A 21,460-nucleotide genomic window follows, 5' to 3' on the forward strand; every position below is an offset into this window, starting at 1 on the left:
GCCCCCAGCGAGAACCGCCACGAAAAGCAGCTTGGTCCACAGCTTCGGAGGGCTGCTGTCCAGCATGGACGGGGTGTGCACGGGCGTGTCGGACATGGATCTGAAATCTCACCTGGCTAAGAATAAATACTGATTTCGTCGGGAAGCTAGGAGTCAATCATGACAGCTTCTTGACGTCCCTGCGGGCAAGGCATGCGGGCGCGGATCATAGATCGATTGTGCTTTGGCGTTGAGGTGTTGGGGTGATCCCGCGTTCCCAGAGCCCGGAACATGGCGTGATCTTCAAGTCGCTCACCATCAAAGGGATCTATGGCCGCGAGATGTTCGAGACCTGGTACAAGATGATCGCCATGCTGCAGTCCGGCATCGACGTCCGCAAGGTCATCACCCACCGCAAGAAGGCGATCGATTCTGCACAAGGCTTCGCGTTCATGAAGCAGGGCAGCTGGGGCACGGACGCGCTCGACTGGGGTTGAGTCAATGGCTTTCGCCGTTCTCACCAAATATCATACGCGGGCTTGACCCGCGTATCCTTTTCTTGCCACTGATGGATGCCCGGGTCGGAGCCCGGGCATGATGAACTGTTGGGACGTTGGAAAACGGGCAGGTTATCCGGCTCCTCCCACCCCACCTTGCCAATCCCGCCCATCAGGGTTACGGAGGGAGTGAAACTCCCGTAACCCTGCTTTCCCGAGTCCCCCATGCTGAATATCTATGGCGCGGCCAATGGCTGCCTGACCGAGCTCCCGGCGGATACCCCGGAACTGCCGCCGGATGCGGTCTGGATTGACCTGGTGGAGCCTACGGCCAACGAGGAATCCAAGGTCGAGGGCGTGCTGGGGATCGACATTCCCACCCGTGAAGAACTGGCCGAGATCGAGGCTTCATCCCGGCTTTACCAGGAGGACGGGGCGGTGTTCATGACGGCGAACCTCATCCGCCGCGGCGAGAACGACGAGCCGGAATCCTCGCCCGTCACCTTCATCATCAAGGATCAGACGCTGATCACCGTGCGTTACCATCATCCGCAGGCCTTCCCGGCCTATGTGAAGCGGGCGATGAAGCCGCAGGCCACCACAATGAACGGCTGGGGCATCCTGATTTCGCTCCTGGAAGCCGTTGTCGACCGCGCCGCCGACCACTTGGAACGCGCCGGCCAGATCGTCGACGACACCTCGAAGAAGACCTTCGGCGCCAAGCGCACGCTGGCCGGCGTTCACAAGCAGAACCCGCGCAAGGGCGTGAACCTGCAGGAGCTGATCGAGAACATCGGCGAGGAGGGCGACTTCGTCTCCAAGATGCGCGAGAGCCTTGTGTCCATCGGCCGCGCCATCGCCTTCATGCAGGCGATCGAGGACCAGACCCGCGAGAACAAGCAGGTGAAGGAGAACAAGGCGCGCATCAAGATCCTGCAGCGCGACATCGTCTCGCTGACCGATCACGCCACATTCCTGTCCGGCAAGATCAGCTTCCTGCTCGATGCCGTGCTGGGTTTGATCTCCATCGAGCAGAATGGCATCATCAAGATCTTCTCGGTGGCGGCCGTCGTGTTCCTGCCGCCCACACTGGTGGCCTCGATCTATGGCATGAACTTCGCCTTCATGCCGGAGCTGCAATGGCAGCTGGGTTATCCCTTCGCCATCCTGCTGATGATCATGTCCGCCGTGCTTCCCTACTATTATTTCAAGGGCAAGGGCTGGCTGTGATGCCGGTGATCCTGTGGGTTGCCCTTGGTGGCGCCATCGGCTCGGCGGCGCGCTACAGCGTCAATGTCTGGTCTGGCCGCATGTTCGGCACCGAGTTCCCGTTGCACACGCTGACGGTCAACATCCTCGGCTGCTTCATCATGGGGGTGTTGACCGAGTTGATGGCGCTGAAGCTCCACGTCGGGCAGGAGACGCGCGCTTTCCTCATCACCGGTATCCTCGGCGGCTTCACAACCTTCTCGGCCTTCTCGCTGGACTTTGCCTATCTGGTGGAGAGGAAGCAGCTCGTGGCAGCTGGCAGCTATGCGCTGGCCTCTGTGGTGATCTCGCTGCTGGCCGTCTTCGCCGGCATGAACCTCATCCGCACGCTTTACGCCGCATGAACGAGGTCAAACGGCACGTCGTCTCGGCCGACGAGGCGGGCATGCGGCTTGACCGCTGGTTCAAGTTGCATTTCCCGCAGGTGACCTTCGCCTATTTGAACAAGCTCACCCGCACCGGCCAGGTGCGCGTCGGCGGTGCGCGCGCCAAGACGAATACGAGGCTCGAAGCCGACCAGGAAATCCGCGTGCCGCCGCTGGCCTTCGATACGCGCCCCGCCGATACGCCCAAGGCCGACGTGAAGCCCCTGACCCCGCAGGAGCGCCGCCTGTTCGATTCCATGGTGCTGTTCCAGGACCGCGACATCTTCGTGCTGAACAAGCCCTCGGGCCTTGCCGTGCAGGGCGGCAGCAAGACGCATCACCACCTCGATGGTCTGCTGATGGGGCTGGGTGCCGAGCTGGGCGAGCGGCCCCTGCTGGTCCACCGGCTGGACCGCGACACCTCCGGCATCATCGTCATCGCCAAGCGTCGCTCCATCGCCGCAGCCTTGGGAAAGCTCTTCGCCACCCGGGCAGTGAAGAAGACCTACTGGGCCGTGGTCAAGGGCGTGCCCAGCCCCGCGCAGGGCCGCATCGAGGTGGCCCTCATCAAGGCCAAGGGCCCCGACGGCGACCGCATGCGCGCCTCGCGCGAAGGCGAGGAGGAGGACGAGCAGCGCGCCGTCACCTTCTACAGCGTCGTGGGCAAGGCCCCGCCCGCCGCCGCCTGGGTGTCGCTGAAGCCCGTCACCGGTCGCCAGCACCAGCTGCGCGCCCATATGGCCCACATCGGCACGCCGATCATGGGCGACGAGAAATATGGCGGGCTCGATGACATGCCGGACGGCATGGACAGGAATCTCCACCTCCACGCCCGCCGCATCATCTTCCCGCACCCGCGCGAGGGGACGATCGACATCACCGCGCCCCTGCCGGAGCACATGATGAAAAGCTTCGCGCTGTTCGGCTTCGATGCCAGCCGCTTCGAGGAGGGCGAGGGGTGAAGCTCGCCATCTTCGACGTCGACGGCACACTGGTCGACTCCCAGGCCATGATCGCCGCCTCGCTCACCGCCGCCTTCCGGGCGGAGGGGCTGCCCGTTCCGGAGCGGGCGCGGATGATGTCCATCGTCGGACTGTCGCTGGTCGATGCCATGGCGGCCCTCACGCCGGCGGAAGATCACACCAGCCACGAGCGCCTCGCCGCCGCCTACAAGGAGGCCTTCTGGCAACACCGGGCCAATGGCGAGCACACCGAGACGCTGTTCCCCGGCGCCGAGGCGCTGCTGGTGAAACTTCGGGCACGGGGCGACACTGCCTTGGGGATCGCCACCGGCAAGTCGCGCCGCGGCGTTGCCCACCTCATCGAGAAGCATGGCTGGGAAGGGTGGTTTGCGACGGTGCAAACCTCCGATGACCATCCATCCAAACCGCATCCGTCGATGATCGCAACGGCACTTGCTGAGGCAGCTACGGCGGCAACCAGAACCATCATGATCGGCGACACGAGTTACGACATTGCCATGGCCCGCGCGGCGGGTGTCTGGGCCGCCGGCGTCACCTGGGGCAACCATCCCGCAGTCGAATTGACCAAGGCCGGCGCCCACACCATAGCCAATGATTTCAATGAGCTGGATCTCCAGCTTGACTCACTTTGGCAGGAAAGCGCCGCATGACCAACCGCCGCCGCTTCTATAAGGACGTCACCGTCACCGACGACTTGGGAATTGCCCTCGACACCCGCCCGGTCAAGACCCCAATGAAGGCCCCGCTGGTGCTGCCAACCCGCGCGCTGGCCGAGGCGGTCGCTGCCGAATGGGCAGAGCAGGGTGAGGAGATCAAGCCTGCAACCATGTACCTGACAAAGCTCGCGAATACGGCGATCGACCGGGTGTCGGCCTACCGCGAGGCCATCGAGTCCGAGGTGCTGGACTACGCCAACTCCGACCTCGTGTGCTACCGCACCGCGCGCCCGCCGGACCTCGTGGCCCGTCAGTTGAAGATGTGGGACCCGGTGGTCGACTGGGCCCGCACTGCGCTCGACGCACCCTTTGAAGTCACCGACGGCATCATCCACCGCCCGCAACCCGAAGCCGCAATCAATGCCTTTGGCGAGGCCTTGAAAAGCCTGAGTGACTTCGATCTTTCCGCCTTCTACACCATCATGACCCTGACCGGTTCCGCCCTCATCGCCATGATGCTGGCCCGGCAGGCGATCACCCCCGACGCCGCCTGGGCCGCCGCCCACGTGGACGAGGACTACCAGATCGAGCATTGGGGCCAGGATGACGAGGCTCGCGACAGGCGCGTCGGCCGGCACAAGGAATTCACGGTCTGCTGCCGTTTCATGGAACTGGCGCGCGCCTGAGACTCATAACCTTTCGCCTGATTTGACGGGACCAGCTTGCGGCCTTAACACCTGTTGAAACAACCGAATTTTCCCGGAGTGCCCCATGCAGGAGATCCTCGAGAAGCTTGAAGCCCGCCGCGTGCAGGCGCGGGCCGGTGGCGGCGAAAAGCGTGTCGCCGCGCAGCACTCCAAGGGCAAACTGACAGCGCGCGAGCGTATCGCGCTGCTGCTGGACGAAGGCTCCTTCGAGGAGTTCGACATGTTCGTCGAGCACCGCTGCACCGATTTCGGCATGGAAGACCAGAAACTGCCGGGCGACGGCGTGGTCACTGGCTGGGGCACGGTCAATGGCCGCGTGGTCTATGTCTTCGCCAAGGATTTCACGGTGTTCGGCGGTTCGCTGTCGGAGTCCCATGCCCGCAAGATCACCAAGATCCAGGACATGGCGCTGCAGAACCGCGCGCCCATCATCGGCCTGTTCGATGCCGGTGGCGCGCGCATCCAGGAGGGCGTCAACGCGCTCGGCGGCTATGGCGAGGTGTTCCAGCGGAACGTGCTGTCCTCGGGCGTCATCCCGCAGATCTCGCTCATCATGGGCCCCTGCGCAGGCGGCGACGTCTACTCACCGGCCATGACGGATTTCATCTTTATGGTGCGCGACACGAGCTACATGTTCGTGACAGGTCCCGACGTCGTGAAGACCGTCACCAACGAGACGGTGACTGCCGAAGAACTCGGTGGTGCCTCCATCCACACCACGAAATCTTCCATTGCAGACAAGGGTTACGAGAACGACGTTGAAGCATTGCTTCAGATGCGCCGCCTCATCGACTTCCTGCCGTCCTCCAACACCTCGCCCGTTCCCGAACTCCCCAGCTTCGACTCCGCCGAGCGCCTTGACCCCTCGCTCGACACGCTGATCCCGGGGAACCCGAACCAGCCCTATGACATGAAGGAACTGATCCTGAAGATGGTCGACGAGGGCGACTTCTTCGAGATCCAGGAGGCGCATGCCCGCAACATCATCACGGGGCTCGCACGCATCAACGGTCGCACCGTGGGCATCGTGGCCAATCAGCCGATGGTGCTGGCGGGTGTTCTCGACAGTGACGCGGGCCGCAAGGGGGCGCGCTTCGTGCGCTTCTGCGATTGCTTCAACATCCCGATCGTGACGCTCGTGGACGTGCCCGGCTTCCTGCCCGGCACGGCGCAGGAATATGGCGGTCTCATCAAGCACGGCGCCAAGCTGCTCTTTGCCTATGCCGAGGCGACGGTTCCCAAGATCACGGTGATCACCCGCAAGGCCTATGGCGGCGCCTATGTGGTCATGGCGTCCAAGCACCTGCGGGGCGACGTGAACTATGCCTGGCCCACCGCCGAGATAGCGGTGATGGGCTCCAAAGGCGCTGCTGAAATCATCTACCGCTCGGAACTCTCCGATCCGGCCAAGATCCAGGCCCGGGTGAAGGACTATGAAACCCGCTTCGCCAACCCCTTCGTCGCCGCCGAGCGCGGTTTCCTTGACGAGGTGATCATGCCGCACTCGACGAGGAAGCGCATCGCCCGCGCCCTCAACATGCTGCGCGGCAAGGAACTCCAGAACCCCTGGAAGAAGCACGACAACATCCCGCTGTAATGCCCTCGGCACGCCACGTCGTTTGGGCTAGGCTAAGCCCACGATGGAACTGCAGGAACTCGCTACCCGCCTCGGCCTGGCACTCGCCCTCGGCTTCGTCATCGGCCTCGAGCGCGGCTGGAAGGAGCGTGACGAGGGCGAGGGCCAGCGGGCTGCGGGCATCCGAACCTTTTCGCTGATCGGCCTGCTGGGCGGGCTGTTCGGCAGCCTGTCGTTGAGTGGCGACCACATCCTGTTGGCAGCAGGCTTCATCGCCACCTCCGCCGTGATGGCCGTATTCATCTGGCGCGAGAATACCCGCGAGGGTGTCTATGGCGCCACCACCATGGTGGCGGCCCTTGTCACGTTCATGCTTGGTGCCGTCGCCGTACTGGGCGACATGCGCATCGCGGCGGGCTCAGGCGTGGTGACGGTGGGCCTGCTCGCCTACAAGTCCACCCTGCACGGCTTCCTCTCCCGCATCACCTCGCAGGAACTGCGCTCGGCTTTGCTGCTGGCGGCCATGACCTTCATCGCCCTGCCGCTGCTGCCTGATCGCGCCATCGACCCATGGGGCGCCTTGAACCCGCACCAGCTGTGGCTCATCACGATCCTCATCGCGGCCGTTTCCTTCGGGGGCTACATCTCGGTGAAACTCGTCGGACCCTCGCGCGGACTGGTGTTGGCAGCGGCCATGGGTGGCCTCGTTTCGTCCACAGTCGTGACATTAACCCTGGCGCGGTTGGCGCGGGACAATGCGGCGCGACTGGGTCTCCTGTCGGGCAGCATCCTGGCGGCGGGAGCGGTGATGATGGCACGCGTTCTCGTCCTGGCGGGTGTCATCAATCTCTCTCTCGCCGTGGCCCTCGCAGTGCCGCTTCTCGGGGCTGCGGTGTTTCAGGCCGTTGCCGCATGGCTCCTGATCGGGCGCGAAGGCCGGGGTGGCGACGACCAGAAGCCCGAAGGCCTTGTCCACAAGAACCCCTTCCAGCTGTCCGAAGTGCTGAAGTTCGGTGCCATTCTCGGCATCGTCATGCTGGCGGCGGGCATCGCCAAGAGCCTGTTCGGCGACAGCGGGCTGATGGCGGTCGCAGCCATCTCCGGCCTCGCCGACGTCGACGCGCTGACATTGTCGGTCGCCAACATGGGCCCCGCATCGGCCATCGGGGTGGGGGCGGTGTTGCTGTGCATTGGCGTCAACACCATCGCCAAGGCCGTTTATGCAGGAATCGCTGGTGGCATATGGATCGGTATCACGCTCCTCCTGCTCAACATCGCTGCAATGGCGGTGGCGGTCGTCAGCTATCTTCTGGTACCCTCCCTCCATCTTTGAGGGGAATAGCATGACAGTGCCTGAGCGCCGCAGCCTGCCGCCCATGGAGGCGATCGAATTCGCCATCGAGAAGGCGTTCCGCCATAGCTTCTTCGCCTTGGGCTTGGTGATCGGTTGGACCATTCTGCTGCTGCCGCTGTTGGCACTTGCTTGGTACGTGGCATTCCGCATCGGGCTGCCGGATTTCAAATCGCTATCGCCTGCCGCGATGGGCGCGCTCGGTCTACTGGGGCTCGGCGTGCTGCTTGCGTGCTTCTCAATGGGTGTGAACTGGAACCGCCGCATCTTGCGTGACGAGCGGCCCCGGGGGGTGCTGCGCTGGCGGCTGGATGGTGTGGTGTGGCGCTACATGGCGGCTGTTCTCCTCTTGCTCGTGGTGCTCGCCATTCACGTCGCCGCAGGCCTTGCTGTGATGATGGCTGCTGTGCCTGCCCTGTCGGCTCAGCTGGGTGCGGCGGCGAGACCGCTTGGCTTGGCTGTTACGGTGCTGATCGGGCTCTCGGCGGTGTTCAGCCTCTATCGCCTCTTGAGCTGGCTTGCCGCCGTGGCGTCGGGTGATCGCGAGTATACTGTAATGACAGCCTATCGCGTGTCGCGCGGCAATCGCATCGCTTTCCTGGCCTTCACCTTCTGGCTGCTGTTCAGCCTCGCGGTCATGGGTGCGCTGGGCACCGGGGCGTTCTTCGCGCAGCAGGCGCTACCGCAGCCCTGGGTGAGGCCGGTGGCTTGGGCCGCCATTGCAATCCTTGCCTGGTTGGCGCTGCTGATCCTCCACAGCGTGCCCGCTGCACTCTACCGTGTGTTCCGCTGATCAGGCGACCGCGGGAAGGGATTGGTGCCAGTAACTTTGCGCCAGACGTGGTGGGCATCAAGACGAACCCCGACCCAGGCCAAGATGAGGTATCGAAATCAGTATAAAAATCTCTTTCTGATTGCACAAACGATTTCTCTGACGCAACATGACAATGGGAAAGAGAAATCATGCCAGCTCTGTGTTCGAGTGCTCCAGTTGCTGACCGCTGCGCATGGGTGCTGCCATGGCGGGCATTGCCATGAATTTTGCCGGGCCTTTCGCTGCTGCTGAGTTCCGCATCGCGCCGGCGCTTCGCTTTGGCATCAGTTCGGCGTGGGAGAATGCAGGCCTAGCCCTGAGGATGTGCTGGCCGTGGCTTGTCATTCTCGCCGGTCTCGACCTGGCGGCGCGCTTGGGGCCAGGCTATCCGCTGTCTCTGCTGTTGCACCCCGCACCCACTGGCGACGAGGACAGCGTGGTATTGGTCAGCCTGCTGTTGGCGGTGAAGTTGCTTGCCGTGTCCTCGCTCTCCGTAAGCTGGAGTCGCTTCCTTCTTCTCGGCGAGATCGCCACGGGGTGGGACCGGCTGCGCATTGACCGTCCAGTGTTGGCGCTTCGCCTGCAATGCGCTGCTCATCTGGTTCGCCTGCTCGGGCGTGTTCCTGTTGGGTAGCCTAATCAGTTTTGTGGCGCTGCCGCTGCTCGTCCAATTCTCGGGCTACACATTGCCCGAATTCCCACGCGCCGTGCCACCAGCGTCCGAATGGCTGCAAGATCCGTGGACTCTGAACATTGCCGGGTCCGCACTGCTCGGCATATTGGGCGGCCTCCCCATTGTGCAACGCCTGTCGATAAAGCTCGTCGCCATCGCGCTGGGCCGGGAGGATTATGGGCTAGGCGACGCTTGGCGCGATAGCGGCGGCCAGCCGCTGCCGCTCGCCGCCTTCACCTTTGCGGTCACCGCTCTTGTTGCAGTGATGTGGGCAGCCAGTTTCCTGATCACCCTGCAATTCGGAACCGCCGGCGCTTCCGCCCTGCTGGCGAGTGCTACTGCCATACTCGCAAGTGGGCTGACGGTCATCTTCGTCACCGCGTCGGTGGCCGTGCTGTTCGGTATGTTCGTTGAGGGCCGCGAGGTCTAGACCCGCTCTCCGACCAGGTCGTATTCTTCCGCTTCGACGATCCTCACACGGACCATCTCTCCGGGTGAAAGGTCCGTGGCGCCCGGAATGAAAACATTGCCGTCGATTTCCGGCGCGTCCCAGGGCGAGCGGGCGATGGCTTCCTCGTTCTCTTCGTCGATTTCGTCCACCAGCACGTCGATCTCGCGGCCAACTTTTCCCTGGAAGATTTCAGCCGAGATTTCCTGCTGGGCTTCCATGAAGCGTTCCCAGCGTTCCTGCTTTACCTCGTCGGGCACCTGCGGGAGGCCCAGATCATTGGCCTTGGCCCCCGAGACGGGCTCGTACTTGAAGCAGCCCGCACGCTCGATACGGGCTTCCTTCATCCACTGCAGCAGATACTCGAAGTCCTGATCCGTCTCGCCGGGGAAGCCCACGATGAAGGTGGAGCGGATGGCGATGTCCGGGCAGATCGAGCGCCATGTGGCAAGTCGGTCCAGCACCTTTTCCTGGTTCGCGGGGCGCTTCATGGCCTTCAGCACATTGGGAGCTGCATGCTGGAAGGGAATGTCGAGATAGGGAAGGATCTTGCCCTCCGCCATCAACGGGATCACCTCGTCGACATGCGGGTAGGGGTAAACATAGTGCATGCGCACCCATGCGCCGATGTCGCCCAGTTCCTTTGCCATGTCGTAGAACTTGGCGCGCACTTCGCGGCCGTGGAACTTTGACGTCGCATACTTGATGTCGACGCCATAGGCCGACGTGTCCTGACTGATGACGAGCAGTTCCTTCACGCCCGCCTTTACCAGTCGCTCGGCTTCGTAGAGCACAGACGCGACAGGACGCGAGACGAGGTCACCGCGGATCGAGGGAATGATGCAGAAGGAGCAGCGGTTGTTGCAGCCTTCGGAAATCTTCAGATAGGCATAGTGCTTTGGCGTCAGGTGCAGGCCCTGCGGCGGCACGAGGTCCATCTTCGGGTCATGCATCGGCGGCAGCGCCTTGTGGACCGCGCCGACGACCGCCTCATACTGGTGCGGGCCGGTGACGGCGAGAACGCCCGGGTGCGCCTTCATGATCGTGTCGGCCTCGACCCCCATGCAACCCGTCACGATTACCCGGCCGTTTTCGGCCATGGCCTCGCCGATGGCGGCGAGCGATTCCGCCTTGGCGCTGTCCAGGAATCCGCAGGTGTTGACGAGGACGACATCGGCATCCTCATAGCCGGACGACATGACATAGCCCTCGGCGCGGAGCTGGGTGATGATGCGTTCCGAGTCGACCAGCGCCTTGGGGCAACCGAGCGAGACCAATCCGACCTTGGGGACATGCTTGTTCATGACAGGGTCCATAGCGGAGGGGGCCAGAAAGCGCAAATCACTCGCGCTTCGCTACACTTCACGAAACACTCGCCTTCCGGCATAATCCGGTCTAATGGCTTCGGCGCGTTGCACGGTCGTGTTGTAGTGGGGAAGGTGAAATGATTTCAAGACGTAAGCTTATTCTGGCGCTCAGCGCCTCGCTGCTGCCTGCAGCGTCACAGGCCGCCACTGGCACCACGCCCCCGCCGCCAGAGAAGGCCAAGCCTGTTGCAGCGAAGCCCGCCCCCAGCAAGCCCGCGGCCAAAAAGCAGGCCGTGGCAAAGCCAGCCGCAAAGAAGCAGGTTGCCAAGAAGAAGGCTCCCCCGGCGCCGCCGCGCCTGATCATCACCATCAACAAGGTCAGCCAGAAGATGACCGTCGAGCTCGACGGCAACGAGGTCTACAAGTGGCCGGTTTCGACGGGTGCACCGGGCTTCGAGACGCCATCAGGAACCTTCCGCCCCTTCCGCCTCGAAAAGGAACACTTTTCGAAGGAGTGGGATGATGCGCCGATGCCCTATTCGATCTTCTTCACCGGTCAAGGACACGCCGTGCACGGCAGCTATCACGTCAAGAGCCTCGGCCGCCGCGCGTCGCACGGCTGTGTGCGCCTTCATCCCGACAATGCTGCAAAGCTCTTCGCGCTTGTCCAGAAGACGGGCACCGCCAACACCCGCGTCATCGTCAAGGGTGGCCTCTTTGCCGATGGTACTGTCACCACCGACAAGGTGAAGCGCAGCAATCCGTTCAAGAATTGGTTCAACTGAGGCGCAGCAACTAGCGCGCCGCCATGCACCGGTCGTAGCGGCGCATGACGGCGCGGGCGAAGATCTCGGTGGTCATGTGATGGTGGATTTTGGGGCTTTTCAGCCTGATCTGCGGCAGCATGGCGTAGGGAGCGGGCTTGCCGGCCTTCTCCGTGAAGGCCGTGGATACGATCCGGTACGTGTCGGTATCGCGGAAGGCGAAGTCCTTCTCCTGTAGCAAGTCAGCGCGAAGGGAATCATTGTCCATCAGCGTCAGACTCCGCAGGGCCAATTCGGTGACGCTGGCCTCCGCCTTTGGCTTGCCGCTCTCATACAGCATCAGGTCGCCGTCCAGCGCCAGGTCCTTGCCGGAGAGCTCCGCAACCATGTACTGGAAGGCGGTGTTGCGGCTGGCATAGCGGCCGGCGTTATAGTCGGCGAAGACGAAGAGACGGGAAGGATACTCCGCGCGATAGCCGAGCAGCATGCGCGTGCCATAGGCCACCCCACCCTTGCGCGTGTAGAGTTCATCGCGAAGCTTCCAGACCGCGCCCAAGCCCAGGCGGCGGTTCTTCGCCTTCTCGATCTCCGCGATGGTGAAGGCGGCGGACACCTGCATGGAACCGAGGGTCGAGACCGGGTTCGCGGCATCGATGCGGTGCGCGACAGCGCCCGCGTTCAGCAGCCTTGTCGAGGCATATTCCCTGAACAGGTAGAAGGTAAGGTTGCGGTAGACCAGGTCGAGGTCGCGCTCGGTCCTGGCTGAGCGGATCATCGAGAGATAGCTCTTCTCGGGTGCGGGTTTGGTGGCGAGGAAGATCTCGACACCCAGTGCGGCGGCTCCCGGCAGCACCGGAAGCGACGACAGCTTCAGCAGGATCTGCTGTTCTGCCATGCGACCCAGCCCGGCCACCTCGGGGTTGGCGGTGAAAGTCGATTCCTGCCCGATCACCGCCATCACGCTGCAGACATTGCTGCGTGTGGGCCGGATGGCATTCATTTCCAGCGCGCTGGAAATGTCCGACGCCCAGCCAGGGGCGTCCTTGCCCGGCGGCACGATCTGCTGGGCCAGAACCCGGACATCGGCACGGGTCATCTCTGGTTCCGTGGCGCGGACGGGCAGGGGGAGGGTCAGAACCGCTAGGGCGGTTACGAAAAGTCGTTTCATGTCAGTGGCAAAGACTTAATGGGCAGTGATGGTGCAAGCGGGGCGGCTTTGCGGCGAATTGTGGGGCAGCCATTCCTTGACAAACCGCCCCCTCCATGCGCTCTAGCGCCCCGAAACCTGATTTCTCGTGAGGACTCAATGCACGCCTATCGCAGCCACACCTGTGGCCAGCTCCGCCCCGAAAATGCCGGACTGGACATCCGGATTTCCGGCTGGGTTCACCGCGTCCGTGACCATGGCGGCCTGCTGTTCATCGACCTGCGCGACCATTACGGCATGACCCAGGTGGTGGCGGATCCGGATTCGCCCGCCTTCAAGACCGCCGAAAAGGTGCGTTCGGAGTGGGTGATCCGTGTGGACGGCAAGGTGCGCCCGCGTCCGGCCGGCACCGAGAACGCAGAGCTCCCCACCGGCCTCATCGAGGTCTTTGCCACCGACATCGAGGTGCTCAGCCAAGCGGCCGAACTGCCGCTGCCCGTGTTCGGCGATACCGAGTATCCGGAGGACATTCGCCTCCGCTATCGCTTCCTCGACCTCCGCCGTGAGCGCATCCACAAGAACATCATGAAGCGCGGCCAGATCATCAACTCGCTGCGCCGTCGCATGACCGACCAGGGCTTCTTCGAGTTCCAGACGCCAATCCTCACCGCATCCTCGCCCGAGGGCGCGCGTGACTTCCTCGTGCCGTCACGCATTCATCCCGGCAAGTTCTATGCGCTGCCGCAGGCGCCGCAGCAGTTCAAGCAGCTGATCATGATGTCGGGCTTCGACCGCTACTTCCAGATCGCCGCCTGCTTCCGTGACGAGGATGCCCGCGCCGACCGTTCGCCGGGCGAATTCTACCAGCTCGACATCGAGATGAGCTTCGTCACCCAGGAAGACGTGTTCAATGCGGTGGAGCCGGTGCTGCGCGGCGTGTTCGAGGAATTCGGCGGCGGGCTGCCCGTCACCCAGAAGTTCCCGCACATCGCCTATCGCGACTCGATCCGCTGGTATGGCTCCGACAAGCCGGACCTCCGGAACCCGATCAAGATGCAGGCCGTTACCGAGCATTTCAAGGACTCGGGCTTCAAGGTCTTCGCCGGAATGATCTCAGGCGATCCCAAGGTCGAGGTCTGGGCCATCCCGGCACCGAAGGGCGGTTCCCGCGCCTTCTGCGACCGCATGAACTCCTTTGCCCAAGCGCAGGGCCAGCCGGGTCTCGGCTATGTCTTCTGGCGCGAGGGCGAGGAGGGCGGCGCTGGCCCCATCGCCAAGAACATCGGGCCGGAGCGCACGGATGCCATCCGCACCCAGTTGGGCCTCGGCGTGGGCGATGCCTGCTTCTTCGTCGCGGGTCGCCCGGAAAAGTTCTACAAGTTCGCCGGTGAGGCGCGGAACAAGGTAGGCGAGGAACTGAACCTCACCGCCAAGGACCGTTTCGAGTTCTGCTGGATCGTCGATTTCCCGATGTATGAGTGGAACGAGGAAGACAAGAAGGTCGACTTCTCGCACAACCCCTTCTCCATGCCCCAGGGCGGCCTTGAGGCGCTGGAGACGAAGGACCCGCTGGACATCCTCGCCTACCAGTACGACATCGTCTGCAACGGCGTGGAGCTCTCCTCAGGCGCTATCCGCAACCATCGCCCCGAGGTGATGAAGAAGGCCTTCGAGATCGCCGGCTACCCCGAGAGCGTGCTGATCGAGAAGTTCGGCGGCATGTATCGCGCCTTCCAGTATGGCGCACCGCCGCACGGCGGCATCGCGCCGGGCGTCGATCGCATCGTCATGCTGCTGTGCAACGAGCCCAATATCCGCGAGGTGGTGCTGTTCCCGATGAACCAGCAGGCCGAAGACCTGCTGATGGGTGCACCCTCCGAGGTAGGCCCCAAGCAGCTCCGCGAACTGCACATCCGGCTGAATCTGCCTGAGGCGTGAGATCGCCCCACGTGAAGTGAAAAACGCCCGGGCATGCCCGGGCGTTTTCATTTGGCCAGTGCAGAGTGCTGATGTTTCACTCGTTCGCCGTCACGGTTACGCCAAGCTTGGTGATGGCATCGCCAGGCTTCGCCGGATCGAGCGCGCTGAACTCCGATACTTTCATCGGCGCCGTTGGCTTGATGCTCAGCATGAGGCTCTTGGGGTCGGCGAGGAACTTGCTCACCGCGTCAACTGCCTGCTTGGTGAGCGCCTCGTGCTGGAACTGCACGAGGGTGAGCTGCACCGTGGGTGGGATGGAGGCCAGCAGCACCTTTTCGTCCATGCCCTGCATGGCGGCCACCAGCGGCAGCATCTTCTTGGTGATCGAGGCATCGTCGAAGCGGATGGAGCCGCCCTTGATCTCGACACCCTGTAGCTGCGGCGACATGGCGGCGAAGTCGATGCCCTTGCCGGCCATCTGGTCCTTCAGCATCTGCGCGTAGGCAGAAACCGGCAGGTTGTCGACGGCGGCGTTGAGGCTGAGCGAGCCGACGTCACGCGCGCCCAGCGACAGCTTGAAACTGTAGGCCAGGTTGTCGCCGGACGGGGTGAGGTCGCCTTCGGTGCCGATGTCGAAGTGGAGGCCGTTGTAGCCCAGCTGCTTCCACATGTTGCCGGCGTCCAATGCCGCCAGCACTGCCTCGGGCACAGCCAGATTGTTGACCTTCAGCGAGAACTTGCCGATTCCGGTAGCCGGGTCGCCTGTCCAGGCGGTAGCAATGCCGTCGATCTTCACCGTCTGACCCGAGGTCGTAATGGTGATCGGTCCTGAATTCATCTTGTTGGCGAAGGTGAGGTTTGCCAGCAGCTCGTCCTTGGGTGTTGGCGTCGCGGGCAGGGCGCGGATGTACCAGCCTTCGGCCGATGCCCCGGGAATGCTGACGGAGACGTTGGTGTCCTTGCCGATCACCTCCACCGCCGTGTTGGTGAAACTCGCCTTGCCGATCTGCCAGAGCGAATTGCCTTGGTCGGTGATGTCCGTCAGGTCCACTTCCGCCGTCTTGACGCTCATCGCTGGTTCGGCATCCTTGGCCGGCTTGGCGAGCGACAGGTTGGTAATGGTGACGTTGCCCCCGTCCACCTTCAGGCTGTCGTAGGTCGGCTTCACGGAGGTTTGCCGCTGGAGGTTGTCCAGGAAGGCCTGAACCGCTGGCGGTACATCGTCAGCCTGGGCAAGGCCCGGGATCAGCGCCACCGAGGACAGGCAGGCGGCAGTGAGGATTTTATGGAACAACTTCATGACGTCTCCTGGGCATTGGGCGTGGCCGTATTGGCCGAGAATAGGTGAACACCCCATGAACGTCACCAGATTATGGCAGGCTTGCGCCATCGTCGTGGCCATTGTTAAAGAGCGCGGAATGATAAGGGCAATGTTCATGCGCAAGATCTTGGTGGCTCTCATTCTGGTGCTTCTGCCTGCGGGTGTTATGGCATCGGCATCCGCGGCAACCGCGCCGACGACCGAACAGCAACAGATGCTGCTGAAGAAGAAGCAGGCCGCGGCAGATGCCAAGAAGGCTGTCGACGCCAGGAAACAGGCGGATGCCAGGAAGGCGGCCCAGGCCAAGAAGGCCGCAGACGCCAAGAAGTCGGCCGATGCGAAGAAGTTCGCCGCCGCCCGCAAGGCGCAGCAGCCGGGTTGGGCTTGTGAAGGATTCCTCGAATGCCTTTTCGAGAAGCAGAACAGGCCGCGGACCAGTGTGCAGCGGGCTTCAACGAGGTCCTCGTCCGGCGGCAAGCTCGCATCCATGGATGAAACGACGGGCAAGGACATAGATTGGGCACCGGCCAGCAAATACGCCATCGGTTCCATCATCGTCCAGACGCCTGAGAGGGCGCTCTATTTCGTGACGGCCCCCGGTCAGGCGAGACGCTACAGCGTAGGCGTGGGGCGTGAAGGCTTCCAATGGTCCGGTAACTCGACGATCGTCAACAAGGCGGAGTGGCCGACCTGGCGTCCGCCTGAGGAAATGATCAAGCGCGAGGCGGCCAAGGGCCATATCCTCCCGCCGGAGATGGCGGGTGGGCCCGAGAACCCCCTCGGCGCGCGCGCCATGTACATCGGCGGCAAGCTCTACCGCATCCATGGCACTAACTCTCCGGGCTCGATCGGCACTGCGGCCTCATCGGGTTGCATCCGCATGATGAATGCCGACGTCATAGAGCTTTATGACAAGGTCAAGGTGGGCGCGAAGGTCTACGTCTACCAGTAAGGTCTCGACAGAAACACGAAGGGCCGCAGCATGCTGCGGCCCTTTTCGTTTGGGCTCCGAACCCCAGAAAAGAACTGACCCCGGAGGCTTTCGCCGTCCGGGGTCCAGTCCTGAAGTCTCGAAGTATTACTTCTTAGCGGCCTTCTTGGCCGGCTTCTTGGCGGCCTTCTTGGCCGGCTTCTTGGCGGCCTTCTTAGCCGGCTTCTTGGCGGCCTTCTTGGCGGCCTTCTTGGCAGGCTTCTTCGCAGCTTTCTTCGCAGCCATTGCTGTCTCTCCTAGAGTTGTTAGTGCCCCACAACGCAGGTAAGCCTCACATAGACAGGTAAGCTGGCATGTTGGATACGAGCTTGACCAGTCATAGTTTTGTTTTCTGCACCCGCTTGTGTGATTCGGCAATATGCCGAACAACATCTTGTATGCTCTCGGATTCTTTCTAACAATCGGTAAACGCTCGGAAAAATGGCGAAACCGTACGTGCACGGACAAAATCGCGGAACAGAGTGGAAAACTCAATAAAACTAGGCGTTTTCACGCTCGTCAGTCTACGGATGAACGGCCGTTTCAGCACCTCCCGCAGGTGCTGGTTTCTGTCAAGTTCTGCAGGCATGGTGGCGAGGAAATTGTGGATAATTTTTCTGGGGCAGGCGGTTCGAGTGCCGTTTTGAGCCCTTGGCGAGGGCCTGAGAGGCCTTCGATGATGCCGAGATGACATGACAGCGACCGCAGGTGGATCGCCTTTGGCGGCCTTATCCGCCCCCAAAAAGCAGAGAGACCGGAACATGTCCGGCCTCTCCATCACTTCTTGTCGCGCGCGCTCTGTTACGAGCAACCGCTCGTCGAGCCGCAGGTGTCGCACTTCAGGCAGGTGCCGTTGCGTACCATCGTGAAGTTTCCGCACTCGGAGCAGCTCTCGCCCTCGTAGCCCTTCATGCGGGCTTCCGCACGGCGGTCATTTGCGGAGATGGTAGAGGTCGTCGTCTCGACCGCCACCGACATCTCCTGGCGTTTGGTCGTCACCTGCACCGGTGCATCCACCAGCGCCAGTGCGGCATCGGCACGGGCCGTCGTCACCGCCGCCGCAGGAGCCACGTTCGACATCGGCTGAGAGCTCGACATCACCACCACGTTGGAGGTAGCAAGGTTGGGGCGCCGCACGAAGCCCGACGAGAGCACGCGGGACGCCGGAACGCGCGGTCCGTTATCGCTGCCTTCGCCCTTGCCAAGAGAGTCAAAGCCCATCTCCGAGGGTTCGACATGGGCGAGGTCGCTGCGACCGAGGTAGGACACGGCAAGTTCGCGGAACACGTAGTCGAGGATCGACGTGGCGTTCTTGATCGAGTCGTTGCCCTGCACCATGCCGGCTGGTTCGAACTTGGTGAAGGTGAAGGCGTCGACGAACTCTTCCAGCGGCACGCCGTACTGGAGGCCGACCGACACCGCGATGGCGAAATTATTCATCATGGCACGGAGGGCAGCACCCTCCTTGTGCATGTCGATGAAGATTTCGCCCAGCTTGCCGTCATCATATTCACCGGTGCGGAGGTAGACCTTGTGGCCGCCCACCACCGACTTCTGGGTGTAGCCCTTGCGGCGATTGGGAAGCTTCAGGCGCGAGCGCTCACGCTCCACCACCCGCTCGACAATCTTCTCGACCACTGTCTCAACCCGGGCCGCAACGGTCTTGGTCATCAGCGCCTCAGCCACGTCGTCGGTGTCCTCGTCATCATCGGACAGGAGTTGCGAGGAGAGTGGCTGCGACAGCTTGGAGCCATCGCGGTAGAGGGCATTGGCCTTGATGGCCAGCTTCCAAGACAGCATGTAAGCGCTGGCGCAGTCCTCGACGGTAGCGTCGTTCGGCATGTTGATGGTCTTGGAGATGGCCCCCGAGATGAAGGGCTGGCTCGCCGCCATCATGCGGATGTGGCTATCGACCGAGAGGTAGCGCTTGCCGAGGCGGCCGCAGGCGTTGGCGCAGTCGAACACCGGCAGGTGCTCATCCTTGAGGGCAGGTGCCCCTTCCAGCGTCATCGCGCCGCAGACGTGGATGTTGGCCTTGTCGATGTCGGCCTTGGAGAAGCCGAGGTGGGCCAGCATGTCGAAGCCGAAGTCGTTCAGATTCTCGTCCGACAGGCCGAGAACCGAGCGGCAGAACTCCTCACCCAGCGTCCACTTGTTGAACACGAACTTGATGTCAAACGCTGAGGCGAGGCCCGACTCGATCTTGGCAATCTGTTCCTCACCGAAGCCCTTCGACTTCAGCGCCTGGTGGTTGATGCCGGGGGAGTCGGCCAGTGAACCATGGCCCACGGCATAGGCGATGATCTTCTCGATCTGCTCGGCGTTGTACGCCAGCGTACGCAGCGCCTCCGGAACGGCCTGGTTGATGATCTTGAAGTAGCCTCCGCCAGCCAGCTTCTTGAATTTCACCAGCGCGAAGTCAGGCTCGATGCCGGTGGTATCGCAATCCATGACAAGGCCGATCGTGCCGGTTGGCGCGATGACGGTCGCCTGGGCGTTGCGGTAGCCGTGTTCCTCGCCCAGCGAGACCGCGAGGTCCCAGGCGCGGCGGGCTGCAATGGCGAGTTCCCTGTCCTTCACCTCGGTTTCGTCGAGGGCTACCGGAATGGTGCGCAGGTTCTCGTAACCGACGGCCGCACCATAGGCCGCGCGGCGGTGGTTGCGCATGACACGCAGCATGTGTTCGCGGTTCTTGGCGAAGCCATTGAAGGGTCCAAGTTCCTTCGCCATCTCGGCCGAGGTGGCATAGGAGATGCCGGTCATGATCGCCGAGATTGCGGCGCAGATGGCGCGGCCCTCATGGCTGTCATAGGGAATGCCGGCAGTCATCAGCAGGCCGCCGATGTTGGCGAAGCCGAGGCCAAGGGTCCGGAACTCGTAGGACAGCTTGGCGATCTCCTTCGACGGGAACTGCGCCATCATTACCGAGATTTCGAGCACCATCGTCCACAGGCGGACGGCGTGTTCGAAGGAAGCGATGTCGAACTTGCCCGTCACCGGGTCACGGAACTGCAGAAGGTTCAGCGAGGCGAGGTTACAAGCCGTGTCGTCGAGGAACATGTACTCCGAGCACGGGTTCGATGCGCGAATCTGGCCAGATGCCGGGCAAGTGTGCCAGTCGTTGATGGTGGTGTGATACTGTATGCCCGGGTCAGCCGAGGCCCATGCGGCAAACGAAATCTTGTCCCACAGGGCGGCGGCCTTGACGGTCTTGGTCACCTTGCCCGACAGGCGCGAGTTCAGCTGCCAGTCGAGATCGCGCTCGACGGCAAGCAGGAATTCGTCGGTGACGCGCACCGAGTTGTTGGAATTCTGGCCGGAGACGGTGCGATAGGCCTCGCCGTCCCAGTCCGTGTCATAGGTGTCGAACTCGATTTCGGTATAGCCCTGCTTGGCGAACTGGATGACGCGCTTGATGTAGTTGTCCGAAACCAGCGCCTTGCGGGCGTCCTTGACGGCGCGCTTCAAGGCCGGGTTCTTATCGATCTCGTAGCAGTCGCCATCGGGGCCGTCGCAGTTGACGCAGGCCTTCATCACAGCCTGCAGGTGCTTCTTGACGGTCTTGGAACCGGTGACGAGGGCTGCCACCTTCTGTTCCTCGCGCACCTTCCACTCGACGAATTCCTCGACGTCCGGATGGTCGACGTCGACGATCACCATCTTGGCCGCACGGCGCGTGGTGCCGCCCGACTTGATGGCGCCCGCCGCGCGGTCGCCGATCTTGAGGAAGCTCATCAGGCCAGAGGACTTGCCACCGCCCGACAGTCTCTCGTTCTCGCCGCGCAGGTCCGAGAAGTTGGAGCCAGTGCCGGAACCGTATTTGAAGAGGCGCGCCTCACGCACCCACAGGTCCATGATGCCGCCCTCGTTGACGAGGTCGTCGGCCACCGACTGGATGAAGCAGGCATGCGGCTGCGGATGCTCGTAAGCCGACTTGGACTTGGTCATGCGGCCCGTCTCCGGGTCGACGTAGTAATGTCCCTGGCCGGGACCATCGATGCCATAGGCCCAGTGCAGGCCGGTGTTGAACCACTGCGGCGAGTTGGGGGCGCACTTCTGGGTGGCGAGCATGAAGCACATCTCGTCGTAGAAGGCGCGCGCGTCCTCCTCGGTGTTGAAGTACTTGCCCTTCCAGCCCCAATAGGTCCACGTGCCGGCGAGACGGTTGAACACCTGGGTGGAAGAGCGCTCTCCCACGATGCGCTCCTTCTCGGGCAACTTGGCGAGGGCTTCCTCGTCGGGCACGGAACGCCACAGCCACGAGGGAACGGTTTCTTCCTCGACACGCTTCAGCGCGGCCGGAACGCCCGCCTTGCGGAAATACTTTTGGGCGAGAATGTCGGTCGCCACCTGGCTCCAGGACGAGGGGACATCGATGTTCTCTAGGCGGAACACGATCGACCCATCGGGATTCTTGATCTCACTGGTGGCGCGGCGGAAATCGAGTTCCGCGTAAGCGTCCTGCCCTGCCTTGGTGTAGCGGCGTTCAATGCGCATTCTCTTCTAGTCCCTCTTTTAATCGTTGCCACGAGCACACGAAAGCGCCCGAGGTGCTCCATCCACCCAGCTGCAAAGACACACACACCCTGTCCTCGGAAACTGCCGTCCCCGAGCCTTTCAGGCTCTTCTTTTGAGTGTTCCGTTGAAGAAGAGGCTGCCCCCGCAACCCCATCCTCTCAGCCCCTCAGCCTTTGAACCGAATTTAGTACCTCA

18 protein-coding genes and 1 pseudogene are annotated in these 21,460 nt (G+C 62.6%); 14 read left to right on the top strand and 5 right to left on the bottom strand.

The window, feature by feature from the left end:
• Positions 1-269 precede the first annotated feature (269 nt).
• The 11 genes and pseudogenes from tdh to WCJ41_RS05960 form a co-directional block, all read left to right on the top strand.
• A pseudogene (gene tdh / locus WCJ41_RS05910) lies at positions 270-476 on the top strand (L-threonine 3-dehydrogenase); the annotation flags it as partial.
• A gap of 225 nt (positions 477-701) precedes the next feature.
• Positions 702-1,706 carry a magnesium/cobalt transporter CorA gene (gene corA, locus WCJ41_RS05915; RefSeq protein ID WP_336904915.1) on the top strand — a complete coding sequence of 335 codons (1,005 nt, stop codon included), beginning with the start codon at positions 702-704 and terminating at the stop codon, positions 1,704-1,706.
• Positions 1,706-2,089 carry a fluoride efflux transporter CrcB gene (gene crcB / locus WCJ41_RS05920; protein ID WP_336904916.1) on the top strand — a complete coding sequence of 128 codons (384 nt, stop codon included), beginning with the start codon at positions 1,706-1,708 and terminating at the stop codon, positions 2,087-2,089. Before corA ends, crcB begins: the two co-directional genes overlap by 1 nt.
• On the top strand, positions 2,086-3,072 hold the full coding sequence (locus WCJ41_RS05925) for an RluA family pseudouridine synthase (RefSeq protein WP_336904917.1): 987 nt from the start codon (positions 2,086-2,088) through the stop codon (positions 3,070-3,072). The genes crcB and WCJ41_RS05925 overlap by 4 nt, the downstream gene beginning before the upstream one ends.
• Complete coding sequence (locus tag WCJ41_RS05930; protein WP_336904918.1) at positions 3,069-3,743, top strand: HAD-IA family hydrolase; 675 nt, start codon at positions 3,069-3,071, stop codon at positions 3,741-3,743. Before WCJ41_RS05925 ends, WCJ41_RS05930 begins: the two co-directional genes overlap by 4 nt.
• On the top strand, positions 3,740-4,435 hold the full coding sequence (locus WCJ41_RS05935) for an ATP12 family protein (RefSeq protein WP_336904919.1): 696 nt from the start codon (positions 3,740-3,742) through the stop codon (positions 4,433-4,435). The genes WCJ41_RS05930 and WCJ41_RS05935 overlap by 4 nt, the downstream gene beginning before the upstream one ends.
• An 85-nt stretch (positions 4,436-4,520) precedes the next feature.
• A complete protein-coding gene (locus tag WCJ41_RS05940) occupies positions 4,521-6,053 on the top strand; it encodes an acyl-CoA carboxylase subunit beta (protein ID WP_336904920.1) in 1,533 nt (510 codons plus the stop codon).
• Positions 6,054-6,096: 43 nt separating this feature from the next.
• The gene (locus tag WCJ41_RS05945; protein WP_336904921.1) at positions 6,097-7,365 is read left to right on the top strand and encodes an MgtC/SapB family protein; all 1,269 of its coding nucleotides are present in this window, start codon (positions 6,097-6,099) and stop codon (positions 7,363-7,365) included.
• A gap of 10 nt (positions 7,366-7,375) precedes the next feature.
• A complete protein-coding gene (locus tag WCJ41_RS05950; RefSeq protein ID WP_336904922.1) occupies positions 7,376-8,176 on the top strand; it encodes a hypothetical protein in 801 nt (266 codons plus the stop codon).
• Between the two features lie 226 nt (positions 8,177-8,402).
• Positions 8,403-8,831 (top strand): hypothetical protein, encoded by a 429-nt coding sequence (locus WCJ41_RS05955; RefSeq protein ID WP_336904923.1) that lies wholly within the window; start codon positions 8,403-8,405, stop codon positions 8,829-8,831.
• The gene (locus WCJ41_RS05960; protein ID WP_336904924.1) at positions 8,752-9,300 is read left to right on the top strand and encodes a hypothetical protein; all 549 of its coding nucleotides are present in this window, start codon (positions 8,752-8,754) and stop codon (positions 9,298-9,300) included. Before WCJ41_RS05955 ends, WCJ41_RS05960 begins: the two co-directional genes overlap by 80 nt.
• Here the strand turns inward: WCJ41_RS05960 and rimO are convergent.
• A complete protein-coding gene (rimO, locus tag WCJ41_RS05965; protein ID WP_336904925.1) occupies positions 9,297-10,622 on the bottom strand; it encodes a 30S ribosomal protein S12 methylthiotransferase RimO in 1,326 nt (441 codons plus the stop codon). The genes WCJ41_RS05960 and rimO overlap by 4 nt on opposite strands.
• A gap of 140 nt (positions 10,623-10,762) precedes the next feature.
• On the opposite strand from rimO, the gene WCJ41_RS05970 reads away from it, so the two are divergent.
• The gene (locus WCJ41_RS05970) at positions 10,763-11,410 is read left to right on the top strand and encodes a L,D-transpeptidase (RefSeq protein ID WP_336904926.1); all 648 of its coding nucleotides are present in this window, start codon (positions 10,763-10,765) and stop codon (positions 11,408-11,410) included.
• 10 nt (positions 11,411-11,420) lie between these two features.
• Here the strand turns inward: WCJ41_RS05970 and WCJ41_RS05975 are convergent, their stop codons facing one another.
• On the bottom strand, positions 11,421-12,485 hold the full coding sequence (locus WCJ41_RS05975; protein ID WP_336904927.1) for a DUF1615 family protein: 1,065 nt from the start codon (positions 12,483-12,485) through the stop codon (positions 11,421-11,423).
• A 210-nt stretch (positions 12,486-12,695) separates the two neighbouring features.
• On the opposite strand from WCJ41_RS05975, the gene aspS reads away from it, so the two are divergent.
• Entirely contained in the window at positions 12,696-14,474 is a 1,779-nt protein-coding gene (gene aspS, locus WCJ41_RS05980) for an aspartate--tRNA ligase (protein ID WP_336904928.1), read from the top strand.
• A 76-nt stretch (positions 14,475-14,550) separates the two neighbouring features.
• Here the strand turns inward: aspS and WCJ41_RS05985 are convergent, their stop codons facing one another.
• On the bottom strand, positions 14,551-15,756 hold the full coding sequence (locus WCJ41_RS05985; RefSeq protein WP_336904929.1) for a hypothetical protein: 1,206 nt from the start codon (positions 15,754-15,756) through the stop codon (positions 14,551-14,553).
• Positions 15,757-15,892: 136 nt separating this feature from the next.
• Between WCJ41_RS05985 and WCJ41_RS05990 the strand changes: the two genes are divergently transcribed.
• Positions 15,893-16,729, top strand: coding sequence for a L,D-transpeptidase (locus WCJ41_RS05990; RefSeq protein ID WP_336904930.1), 837 nt, complete (start codon positions 15,893-15,895; stop codon positions 16,727-16,729).
• A 126-nt stretch (positions 16,730-16,855) separates the two neighbouring features.
• Here WCJ41_RS05990 and WCJ41_RS05995 read toward each other — a convergent pair whose 3' ends face one another.
• Positions 16,856-16,993: a hypothetical protein gene (locus tag WCJ41_RS05995; RefSeq protein ID WP_336904931.1), complete on the bottom strand. Its 138-nt coding sequence runs from the start codon at positions 16,991-16,993 to the stop codon at positions 16,856-16,858.
• Positions 16,994-17,548: 555 nt separating this feature from the next.
• On the bottom strand, positions 17,549-21,244 hold the full coding sequence (locus WCJ41_RS06000; protein WP_336904932.1) for a vitamin B12-dependent ribonucleotide reductase: 3,696 nt from the start codon (positions 21,242-21,244) through the stop codon (positions 17,549-17,551).
• Positions 21,245-21,460 lie beyond the last annotated feature (216 nt).

Source organism: Aestuariivirga sp. (assembly GCF_037139295.1).
Taxonomy (GTDB): domain Bacteria; phylum Pseudomonadota; class Alphaproteobacteria; order Rhizobiales; family Aestuariivirgaceae; genus Aestuariivirga.